At 72.2% G+C, this 10,094-nt stretch carries 11 protein-coding genes; 5 read left to right on the plus strand and 6 right to left on the minus strand.

Annotated features, from left to right (window positions below; translation table 11 throughout):
* The first annotated feature begins 46 nt into the window (after positions 1 to 46).
* Both ACYQ77_RS13850 and ACYQ77_RS13855 read left to right on the plus strand, forming a co-directional pair.
* Positions 47 to 1,201 (plus strand): TetR/AcrR family transcriptional regulator, encoded by a 1,155-nt coding sequence (locus tag ACYQ77_RS13850; RefSeq protein ID WP_459711062.1) that lies wholly within the window; start codon positions 47 to 49, stop codon positions 1,199 to 1,201.
* 128 nt (positions 1,202 to 1,329) lie between these two features.
* Positions 1,330 to 2,238, plus strand: a complete 909-nt coding sequence (locus tag ACYQ77_RS13855) for a hypothetical protein (protein WP_459711064.1) — start codon at positions 1,330 to 1,332, stop codon at positions 2,236 to 2,238.
* Between the two features lie 978 nt (positions 2,239 to 3,216).
* Here the strand turns inward: ACYQ77_RS13855 and ACYQ77_RS13860 are convergent.
* The 6 genes from ACYQ77_RS13860 to ACYQ77_RS13885 form a co-directional block, all read right to left on the minus strand.
* Positions 3,217 to 3,876 carry a DUF899 domain-containing protein gene (locus tag ACYQ77_RS13860; protein ID WP_459711066.1) on the minus strand — a complete coding sequence of 220 codons (660 nt, stop codon included), beginning with the start codon at positions 3,874 to 3,876 and terminating at the stop codon, positions 3,217 to 3,219.
* Positions 3,873 to 4,343: an SRPBCC family protein gene (locus ACYQ77_RS13865; protein WP_459711068.1), complete on the minus strand. Its 471-nt coding sequence runs from the start codon at positions 4,341 to 4,343 to the stop codon at positions 3,873 to 3,875. The genes ACYQ77_RS13860 and ACYQ77_RS13865 overlap by 4 nt, the downstream gene beginning before the upstream one ends.
* Positions 4,340 to 4,669, minus strand: coding sequence for an ArsR/SmtB family transcription factor (locus ACYQ77_RS13870; RefSeq protein ID WP_459711070.1), 330 nt, complete (start codon positions 4,667 to 4,669; stop codon positions 4,340 to 4,342). Before ACYQ77_RS13870 ends, ACYQ77_RS13865 begins: the two co-directional genes overlap by 4 nt.
* A gap of 1 nt (position 4,670) precedes the next feature.
* Entirely contained in the window at positions 4,671 to 5,102 is a 432-nt protein-coding gene (locus ACYQ77_RS13875) for an SRPBCC domain-containing protein (RefSeq protein WP_459711072.1), read from the minus strand.
* A 152-nt stretch (positions 5,103 to 5,254) separates the two neighbouring features.
* Positions 5,255 to 6,514 (minus strand): cytochrome P450, encoded by a 1,260-nt coding sequence (locus ACYQ77_RS13880; protein WP_459711915.1) that lies wholly within the window; start codon positions 6,512 to 6,514, stop codon positions 5,255 to 5,257.
* 131 nt (positions 6,515 to 6,645) lie between these two features.
* A complete protein-coding gene (locus tag ACYQ77_RS13885) occupies positions 6,646 to 7,785 on the minus strand; it encodes an endonuclease (RefSeq protein ID WP_459711074.1) in 1,140 nt (379 codons plus the stop codon).
* Between the two features lie 178 nt (positions 7,786 to 7,963).
* Here ACYQ77_RS13885 and ACYQ77_RS13890 point away from each other — a divergent pair, with 178 nt between their 5' ends.
* From ACYQ77_RS13890 to ACYQ77_RS13900, 3 genes are read left to right on the plus strand one after another with little or no spacing between them, the layout of a single operon-like run.
* Positions 7,964 to 8,815, plus strand: coding sequence for an SDR family NAD(P)-dependent oxidoreductase (locus ACYQ77_RS13890; RefSeq protein WP_459711076.1), 852 nt, complete (start codon positions 7,964 to 7,966; stop codon positions 8,813 to 8,815).
* On the plus strand, positions 8,812 to 9,345 hold the full coding sequence (locus tag ACYQ77_RS13895; RefSeq protein WP_459711078.1) for a carboxymuconolactone decarboxylase family protein: 534 nt from the start codon (positions 8,812 to 8,814) through the stop codon (positions 9,343 to 9,345). The genes ACYQ77_RS13890 and ACYQ77_RS13895 overlap by 4 nt, the downstream gene beginning before the upstream one ends.
* Positions 9,342 to 9,965: a TetR/AcrR family transcriptional regulator gene (locus ACYQ77_RS13900; RefSeq protein ID WP_459711080.1), complete on the plus strand. Its 624-nt coding sequence runs from the start codon at positions 9,342 to 9,344 to the stop codon at positions 9,963 to 9,965. The genes ACYQ77_RS13895 and ACYQ77_RS13900 overlap by 4 nt, the downstream gene beginning before the upstream one ends.
* Positions 9,966 to 10,094 lie beyond the last annotated feature (129 nt).

Genomic DNA, 10,094 nt, shown 5'->3' on the forward strand with positions numbered 1-10,094 from the left:
GCGCGTTGGACAATCCCCCTCGCCGACCTGCCGCTACACTCTCGGCATGCAGCCCAGCCAGCGCCGACGGCCGAAGGACCGCAAGGCGACCATCGCGCTCACCGCGGCCGAGCTGTTCTGCGCCCGGGGATTCCACAATGTCGGCGTCGAGGACATCGCGAAGGCGGTCGGCATCACCGGCCCGGCGATCTACCGGCACTTCCCGACCAAGCAGGCCATCCTCGCCGCGGCGGCCGAGGAGCTGGGCAACACGTTCGCCGAGACAGTGGCCGCGGCCGACGGGCTGGACGCCGCGATGGCCGCGCTCGTGCGGTACACGCTCGACCACCGGTCGGTGGCGCGGCTCTACCAGTGGGAGGGCCGCCACCTGTCCGCCGAGGCGCGACCGAGGGTGGCGGAGCGGTTCGACGCGGCGGTGCACGGGCTGCGCGACCAGCTGGTCGACCTCCGGCCCGCACTGTCCAAACGCGACGCGGCGACGCTCGTGACGGCCGCGCTGAGCGTGATCGCGAGCCCGGCGACGCACCGGGCGAGCCTGTCGAGGGCGGCGGCGGAACGCGTCATCACCGCGTGCGTCCGGGCCGTGCTCGCCGCCGACCTGCCCGAGCCGCGCGGGCAGGGCCCCCGCGACCACGACCCGGCGCGGCTCGCGCTGCTCCCCCGCCGCGAACGCCTGCTGGCCGAGGCGGTCCGGCTGTTCCGCGAACGCGGGTACCACGAGGTGGGCATCGCCGACATCGGCGAGGCGGCCGGCATCAACGCCTCCAGCGTGTACACGCACTTCGCGGGCAAGGCCGACCTGCTCGCCGCCGCCTACTACCGCGCGACGAGCCGCCTCGAACTCGCCACCGCCGAGGCACTCGTCGACGCGGGCACGCCGGCGCAGGCGCTGCGGCGGCTGGTCGAGACGTACGTGCGGATCACGTTCGACGGCGCCGACCTCACCGCCGTGTACGTCTCCGAGAGCGAGAACCTGCCCGCGGCCGACCGCCACCGGCTGCGGGTCGCGCAGCGGCGGCACGTCGACACCTGGGTCAGCCTGGTGTCCGAAGTGGACGGCACGGAACCGCCAGCCGCGGTCCGGTTCCGGGTGCACGCGGCGCTGAACGTGGTCACCGACCTGGCCCGTTCCCGGGGCGCGTCCGTGACCGAGGAGCGGACGGTGGCGCTCGTCCGCAGCCTTCTCTCCACAAAGGACTGATCGGCGCGCGCGGTCTGGAGCGCGGCTGGATGACCGCTGGATTGGCGCTGTTCGGCCGATTGTGGACGCGGCCGCACCCGTCGAGGCTCGAAGGGGAAGCACCAGTCCAGCCGGAGGTGGAGACGCCCATGACCGACGTGGTGACCGAACCCGGTCAGCGGACCCGCAACGGCGCCGCCGTGGCGGCGAGCGTGGTGGCGGGCATCCTGCTCGCCGTCCTGTGGTCGTACGAGTTCGTGGACAGCGTGATCGGCGACAACGTGGCGAACACCCTGCTGGGCCACGAGGCGAAGGCGACGCCCATCGTCGGGACCGGCGCCGGCTTGCTGTTCGCGTTCGTGTCGGGGTTCGCGGGCACGTTCACCGCGTGCAACATCGCGATGGCCGCGTCGATCGGGCCGATGAGCCAGGCCGGTCAGGGGCAGCGCGCGGACACGCTGCGGGCGTTGCTGCGGCCGCTGGGCGCGTTCACGGCGGGGATGGTGACGGTGTCGGCCGGGTACGGGTTCGTCGGGGTGCTGCTCGGCGACTCGCTGCCGCAGCTGTCGACGGCCGTGGTCGGTGCGATGCCGGTGCGGTTGATCCAGTCGTCGGTGGTGTTCGGGCTCGTCGGGATCGCGCTGGCGTACCTGGGCTTGGCGGCGCTCGGGGTGGTGCGGGACGTGTTCGCGAGCAGGCCGACCGCGCGGGTGGTGTTCCTCGGCGCGCTGGTGGGGGCGTTCCTCATCGGGCGGCCGTACCCGATGTTCGTGAAGCTGTTCCACTGGGCCGCGGACACCGGCAACCCGCTGTACGGGGCGGCGACGTTCGCGTTGCAGTCGCTCGGGAACATCGCGATCGTGACGGTGTTGTTCGCGCTGCTGATCGTGGGCACCCGCGGGCGGTTCCTGACGTGGCTGGCGGGCTCGCCTCGGCGGATGAGCCTGGTCAGCGGGACGTTGCTGCTCGCGCTCGGCGTGTTCACGGTCGTGTACTGGGACGTGCGCGTGCCGTCGATCTTCGGGTTCGGCTGGTTCCCGGCGATGCCGTACAACTGACGGCTCTTCGGACAACGCGGCTCGTGGTCGGCGTTCCTGTCGGTGGCCGCCGCTGCGCTGTCTATCATGTGGTGACGTATCTGTGACCTCCGAGCACGCGCAAGTCAGGGTGACGACTCGGCCAGGAGGTCTCGCCATTCGGGCGGGAGCCCATGCGCGGAGTTGGACAGCGCTTGGTGGTGGTCCGCCGCCCGGTCGATGACCTCGCCAACCGACCGGGCCGTGATCGTGACGGGCTGCCAGGGTTCCTCATGCCGGAAGAGGAGCGCCAGCGGGCCTGGAAGTGTTCATACGAAGCGCTGTCCCCAGCCCTGGCCCGCCCGACCGACGTCCGGTCCTCAACCCGCCCGTCACCGACCTTCCACAGTTGCGGCGCGGGATCGAGGCCGGCGATGACGAACCCGGCGTAGGGGATGGTGGTCATCCAGTCCAGGAGGTCCGGCACCGGGGCGGCGCGGCGCGCGACGAGCTGCGAGAGCACGTAGCGGGGCATGTCACCGGTCACGCCGACAGCCAGGTCACCACGCAGAATCGCCAGCCTGGATCCGCCCCGCACCGTCGCTGGACAGCACCTTGGTGTCGGCGACGAACGACACCCGGTGGGCGTGGATGCCTGCGACAACGAGACGCACGGCGTCGATTCAAGCACGCCACCCGACAGGCCGGGCGGCCATCACCCCGGCGCGCGACGACCATCCGATCGTCTACTGTGGACTGTTATCCGAAGGCGGTTCGGTGTCCTCGTCCGGGCTCGGCGACGCACACACGTCGGCGTCCGTCTCGGTGCAAGTACCGGCGAGGTGCTGGACGCAAGCGGTTGCCCATGGCGGGCACGAGGGCGCTCGACTCGGCCGGGTTGTCGGTGGTCGACGTAGGCTGGATTCCGGGGGCCGGAGGCCACGCTGCTGTCGCGGCGTGGCCTCCGGCCTCGTTGTCCTTCTTGGCTCCTGATCACGGAGTCGTGGTCGGCCGGCGCGATCAGTACGCGTCATGCCAGTTCCACCACTCGTATGGCGGGGTCTGCGGGTAGCCCTCCGGGGAGTCCTCCCACGCCTCCTGCCTGCCGAAGGCCGTGATGTCCAGGTAGGACCACGTGCTGCCCATCGCCTCGTCGCCGCGGTTGTTGACGAAGTACGTGCGGTACACGCGGTCGCCGTCGCGGACGAAGGCGTTCGTGCCGTGGTACTCGGCGACCCCGAAGTCCGCGTCGAACTCGTCGAGGATCGTGTACCAGGGCATCGTCCAGCCCATGCGGGCCTTCACGCGGTCGATGTCCGGCTGCGGTGCGCGCGACGCGAACACGAGCGTGGTGTCGCGGGCGTTCAGGTGGCGGACGTCGGCGACCTGGTCGGCCACCAGCGAGCAGCCCTTGCACGCGTGGTCCGGCCAGCCGTGGACGCCCGGCTCCAGGAACGCGCGGTACACGACGAGCTGCCGCCTGCCCGCGAACAGGTCCAGGAGGGTCACCCGGCCGGACGGCCCGTCGAAGGCGTACTCCTTCGCCACCGCCACCCACGGCATCCGCCGCCGGGCCGCGGCCATCGCGTCACGGGCGCGGGTCAGCTCCTTCTCCTTGACCAGCAACCGTTCCCACTCGGCCTGCCATTCCTCCGCGGAGACCACCGGTGGCGTCCTCACCGCGTCACCGCCTTCTCCGGCACCTGGTGGTTGCCGTTCGCGTTGGGCCTGCCCACCCCGGTGGTGATCAGCTCCGGCAGGCTGGTGCCGACGTAGAAGCCCCACGCGTTGACGCAGATGTCGTAGCACTCGTACTCCGACACCAGCCCGTGGTGGGTGAAGCGCAGCTCGGTGCCGCCGTCGGTCGCGGTGATCTCGAACGTGACCGTGGTGCCGATCCACTCGGTCTTGTCGGTGGTGAAGCCGAAGTGGTTGTCGAGCACCAGCCACGCCACCTTGCGGTCCGGCACCACCTCGGTCACCCGGATCCGGCAGCGGTGCAGGTCGCGCATGTGGTAGTCGAACTCGTCGCCGACGGCCGCGGTGCCGCCCTCGATCTCCTCCGACCACCAGCCACGCACGTTCGTGACGGCGGCGAAGACCTCGGCCGGACTCCGGTCGACGGTGATCGTGGTCGTGTAGCTCATGGTCCCTCCAGGTGTTTGCGAAGTGCGTCGAGGCGGCCGTCCCAGTCACGGGCCAGGGCGGCCAGGTACTGCTGCGCCACCTGCATCGGCGCGGAGCGCAGCCGGTAGCGGACGCGGCGCCGCTCCCCCGGCTCGGCCGTGACGAGACCGGCCTCGGTCAGCAGGTTGAGGTGTTTGGCGATCGCCTGGCGCGTGATCGGGAGGCGCGTTGCGAGGTCGGTGGCCGTGGCCGGGCCGCCCGCCGCGAGCGCGGACAGGATGGTCCGCCGCGTCGGGTCGGCCAGCGCGACGAAGACCTGCTCGGCGACCGCCTCCATGTCGGACATCTCAGGCGGCGTCGAGGTAGGCGACCAGCTCGTCCAGCTCGCTCTGCCAGCCGCGGGTGTTGCCGTTGAACGCCTGCTCGTGCGCGTCGTCCGGCAGCTGCGCGAACCCGGACTCGACGACGGTCAGCCGGGTGCCCGCGCCGAGTGGCTCCAGCGTGAACTCGACGTACGTGCGGCGCGGGTCGTCCTCGGGCAGGCCGTAGATGTGCCAGGTGAAGCCGAACACCGCGGGCTCCTCGACCCGTTCCACCCGCATGCTCGCCTTGTCCCCGCTGTCCCAGCTCATCGACGCCGCGCCGCCCGGGCGCAGGTCGATCGCCGCCTGGTTGCCGAACCACGCGGCCAGGCCCTCCGCCGTGGTGAGCGCGGCCCACACCCTCTCGCGCGGCTGCTTCAGCTCGACCACGCGCTCGATCCGGTCCGGGAAAGCCATTGTCCATGCCTCCATCGTGTAGCAACCCAACGGTTGCCACACTATTGCAACCAGTCGGTTGCGTCAAGGCGTGCGCGACCGGTTCGCGGGCAGGCGTCGGCGACCGCGACGTCGTGCTGTGTGCGGGATGGGCGCGGCCGGAGCGACCCGGCTCAGCCGTCGAGGCGCACCGGCAGCCGCTCGAAGCCGCGCAGGATGCGGGTGCCGCGGCGGGTCGCGCCGGGCAGGCGGCGCAGCTTCGGGTGCCGCGCGAACAGCGTCCGCAGCCCGACCTCGCCCTCCATGCGGGCGAGCGCGGCGCCGAGGCAGTAGTGCCGGCCCGCGGAGAAGGCGATGTGCTCGCGGGCGTTGTCGCGGCGCACGTCGAACCGGGTGGGGTCGGCGAACACCTCGGGGTCGCGGTTCGCGGCGGCGAGGACCGTGGTGACCAGGGCGCCCTTCGGCACCGCCTCCCCGGCGACCTCGGTGTCCCGCAGGCAGGTCCGCCCGGTCAGCAGCACCGGCGGGTCGAGCCGCAGGATCTCGTCGACCGCGTTCGGCCACCCCGACGGGTCGGCCGCGAGCACCTCCAGCTGGCCGGGGTGGTCGTGGAGCAGGGCGACGCCGTTGCCGAGCAGGTTCACGGTGGTCTCGAACCCGGCGGCGAGCACGAGGCCCGCCGTGGCCCGCAACTCGAGGTCGTTGAGGCCGACGCCGTCCTCGCGGGCGGCGACGAGCTTGCTGAGCAGGTCGTCGCCGGGGTGGGTGCGCAGGTGGGCGAGGTGCCCGGTGAGCCAGGCGTCGAACGCGGCGAGCGCGGCCTCGACCGCGCGGAACTGCCGCCACGGCAGCCCCATGTCGAGGCTCGGCGCGGCCGCGGCGCCCAGCCGCAGCACGCGCTCCCGCTCGGCCGCGGGCACCCCGAGGATCTCGGCGATGACCGTGACCGGCAGCAAGCTGCAGTAGGTCTCGACGAGGTCCGTAGGCTCGGCCGGGTCGATCGCGTCGAGCAGCTCGTTGGCGATGGCCTCGACCCGCCCGCGCAGTTCCTCCACCGCGCGCACGGTGAACACGCGGGTGACGAGCTTGCGGTAGCGGGTGTGGTCCGGCGGCTCGGTCACCAGCAACGACGGCGGCGCCACCGGGTGGATGAACTCGACCGCCGACCAGCCCGCCAGCCGCCCGGGCAGCCGGTTCGAGTCGGGCGCGATCCCACTGCGGAAGTCGTTGCCGGTCAGGACCTGCTTGACGGTGGCGTGGCTCGCGGTGAGGTAGGAGAAGGCGCCCTTGTGCAGCCGCCCGTGCGCCCGGATCTCGGCGAAGAGCCCGTCGAGGTCGGCCGTGGACCCGGACGCCGAGGCCGCGAACAGGCGGGCCTGGAGGTCGCCCTTGCGCGCCGCCGCCAGGAGCGCCGCCCGCGGGAGCCCGTGCATGAGCCCCCACCGGACGACCGGCTTGACCACGTTCTCGACCCGTCCCGCGAGCGTCACGTTCGCTCCCTCCCCGGTGGTACTGGCGCGTACCAAGAGTACGCCGCCCACCGGGGAGGGCACGGCCACGACCCTCAGTTCCAGATGGCCTGCGCCCATTCCGGGTGGTCGACGAACGGGTTGCGGTTGTGCTGGAACTGGTCGTAGATCACCTGGTTGCGGCGCTTCTCGAACGCGTCCGGCGGGTCCGCGGCGTGCCACGACAGCAGCACCGGCAACCGGCCCATGTACGGGGCCGTGCCGTTGCCGACCGAGTCGTTCATCTCCAGGTTCGCGAAGCCGTCGTCGCCCTCGTAGCGGACGGCCATGTAGAAGATCATCCGTGCCACGTCGCCCTTGACGGCGTCGCGGGGTTCGAACGAGTCGGCGTCGGTGTAGCTGTCCGGGGCCTCGCTGACGGGCGAGCCCCCGTTGTCGAAGTCCTTGTTGCCGCGCACGCTGTTGACGGTCACGTCCTCCGGGCGCAGGTGGTGGACGTCGGTGCCGGGGCCGGTCGCGGTGCCGAAGTCGCCGTGGGACTTGGCCCAGACGTGCTCGCGGTTCCAGTCGTTCGCGTCGCCGCCGTTGGTGGTCTTCGACTGGGAGCGGCCGGAGTACAGCAGGATCACGTTGTTGGCGTTCGCCGGGTCCTGGTCGGTGACCTTGAGCGCGTCCCAGACCTGGTCGTAGGACAGCTTCGTGCCGGTGCTGATGATGGCGTGCAGTTCGGACTTCAGCGCGGCGCCGGTGAGGCCGATCGCGGACCGGTAGTAGGTCTCGTCGTAGCCGCCGTCACCGCCACCGGGCGGCGGGGTCGTGCCGTCCGCGGGGGTGATCGCGGTCGGGGACTTCAGCCCCGGGTGGGAGAAGTACGCCGCGAGCACGCCGGTGACGTCGAGGCGGTCGCCCATCACGTCCGGATTGGACATCAGCCCGTAGTCCGCGCGGAACGCGCTGGACACCTGGACGTACACCATCCGCGCCGTGCTGGTCTCACCTGGACTGTCGGCGAGCGCGATGGCGTAGTCGGACGGAAAGCCCGACGTGACAACGGTGTTGGTCGCCGTCGGCTGTCCGACCACGTAGCCGCGGACGGTCGCCTGCGCGCCGGTCTGCTGACCGATCGCCTGTGCGACGGTGAGTGGCGCGGCAGCGGCCGCACCGGACGGAACCTGTACCAGGGCCACGGCCAGCGCGGCGCCCACCACGGACGCGAGCAGCGGCCATCGCCTCATGCGAGCGATGTGCACGAGTTGATCCCTTCCCCGACTTGAAGGAAGAGTCGCACGAAATTTTCCGCCCAGAAGCGGCCGAATGGAGCAGTTGACCAGGGATTTCGCAGATGGGAATCCCTTGCCCCGACGGCGGAATCTTTGTGAACACCGATGTTCGCAAACCTGCTACGGTGGCCGCATGAGGCGCGGGAGGACACTGACCGGGCGCCGCGTGCTCGTCACCGGCGCCGCACGCGGCATCGGCGCGGCACTGGCCCGCAGGCTGCACGAACGCGGCGCGCGGGTCGCGCTCGCCGGGCTCGAACCGGACGGGCTGGCCGCGGTCGCGCGCGACTGCGGCGACGCGCCGTGGCGGGAGTGCGACGTCGGCGACGCCGCCGCGGTGCACGCGGCCGTCGACGAACTCGCGGCACGGCTCGGCGGGCTGGACGTGGTCGTCGCGAACGCGGGCATCGCCAGGCAGTGGTCGGTGCTGCACGGCGACCCCGAGGTGCTCGCGACCACGTTGCGCGTCAACACGTTCGGCGTGTGCCACACGATCCAGGCCGCGGCCCGGCACGTCGCCCACCCCGGCGGGTACGTGCTCGCCGTGTCCTCACTGGCCGCAGCCGTGCACCTGCCCCTGCTCGGCGCCTACAGCGCGTCGAAGGCGGCGGTCGAGGCGCTCGGCGACACCGCGCGGCTCGAGCTGGCGCCGACCGGCGCGCGGGCCGGTGTCGCCTACTTCGCCGAGCTGGCAACGGACATGACCACGCGCGGCTTCGGCACCAAGGCCGCCGCCGCGTTCTTCGGCGGGCACCGCACGCTCAGCCCGGTCACCCCGCTGCCGGTCGCGATCGACGCGCTCGAGCGCGGCATCCGCAGGCGGGCCGCGCGGATCTGCGCGCCGAGGTGGACGTGGCCGGTCCTGATGGCACGCATGCCCGCCCAGCGCGCGATCGCCCTGCGCGCGCGGGGGCCACGGCTGCGGGAGGCGCTGGCGATCGCGGCCACCGAGGACGTCGGGTTCACCACGGAGCAGCCGGGATGACCGCGCCGCGCATCGCCCCCGGCACCCGCCGCCAGCTGGGCTGGTTCGGGTGGACGTTCTCGCGGCTGGCGGGGTTGCGCACCGGGACGGCACCGCCCGCGGTGTTCACCGTGCTGGGCCGCAACCGCAGGCTCTTCCGCCGGTGGCTGCTGTTCGCGAGCGCGCTCATGCCGGGCGGCAGGCTGCCGCGCAGGGACACCGAACTGGTCATCCTCCGCGTGGCCGCGCTGCGCGGGAGCGCGTACGAACTGCGGCAGCACACGCGGATCGCCCGGTCCGCCGGGCTCACCGCCGACGAGATCGAGCGCGTGCAGGACACCGGCGCCGGCTGGGACGGCCGCGACGGCGTGCTGATCGCGGCCACCGACGGCCTGGTCCGCGACCGCGACCTCGACGACGCGCGGTGGACGGCGCTGCGGGCCGAGCTGTCCGAAGTAGAGTGTCTGGAGTTCTGCCTGCTCGTGACCCACTACGATCTGCTGGCCACCGTCCTCGGCACGCTGCGGGTCCCGCCGGACGAGCCGAGGTGAGCCACGCGCCGCTGCCGAGGGGCAGGCACGGGCTGACCAGGGACGAGGTCCGCGACGCGCAGCGCGCGCGGCTGCTGCTGGGCATGGCCGAGGCGGTCGGCGAGCACGGCTACCCGCGCACCACGGTCGCGCACGTGCTCAAGCGGGTCCACATCTCCCGCGAGACGTTCTACCAGCACTTCTCCGGCAAGGAGGACTGCTTCCTCGCGGTGCTCGACGAGTCCGCGCGCCTGCTGGCCGCGACGCTCGCCGCCGACGCGGGCGCCGCGTCCGAGCCGGCACTCCCCCGTCTGGAACGCGTGCTCACCACCTACTTCACGACGCTCGCCGAGCAGGTGCCGTTCGCGCGGGTGTTCTTCGTGGAGTCCTACGCGGCGGGGATTCCCGCGCAGCGCAAGCGGGTCGAGGTGCAGGAACGCTTCGTGGACCTGGTGGTCGCCGCGTTCGCCGGGTCGCCGGAATGGCGGGCGCTGCCCGATCCGGCGTTCGCGTGCCGCATCGTCGTCGGCGGCATCAGCGCGCTGGTGTCGGCGGCGCTGATCAAGGACGAGGCGGACCGGCTCCGCGACGCGGCGCCGAAAGTCGTGGCGCTCCTGAGACATCTGTTCCCGTCGACGTGAGACCGACAGCAGGCGTCGCAACCGGTTCCGCGTGACCCCGTCGCTTACCACACCACCGCGAGCGCGGCATGACGAGTGCTGTGTGACAGTGGCAACCGTGCCGGCGCCAACCAGCTGGGCGGAGAGATG

The organism is Actinophytocola sp. KF-1, assembly GCF_054661535.1.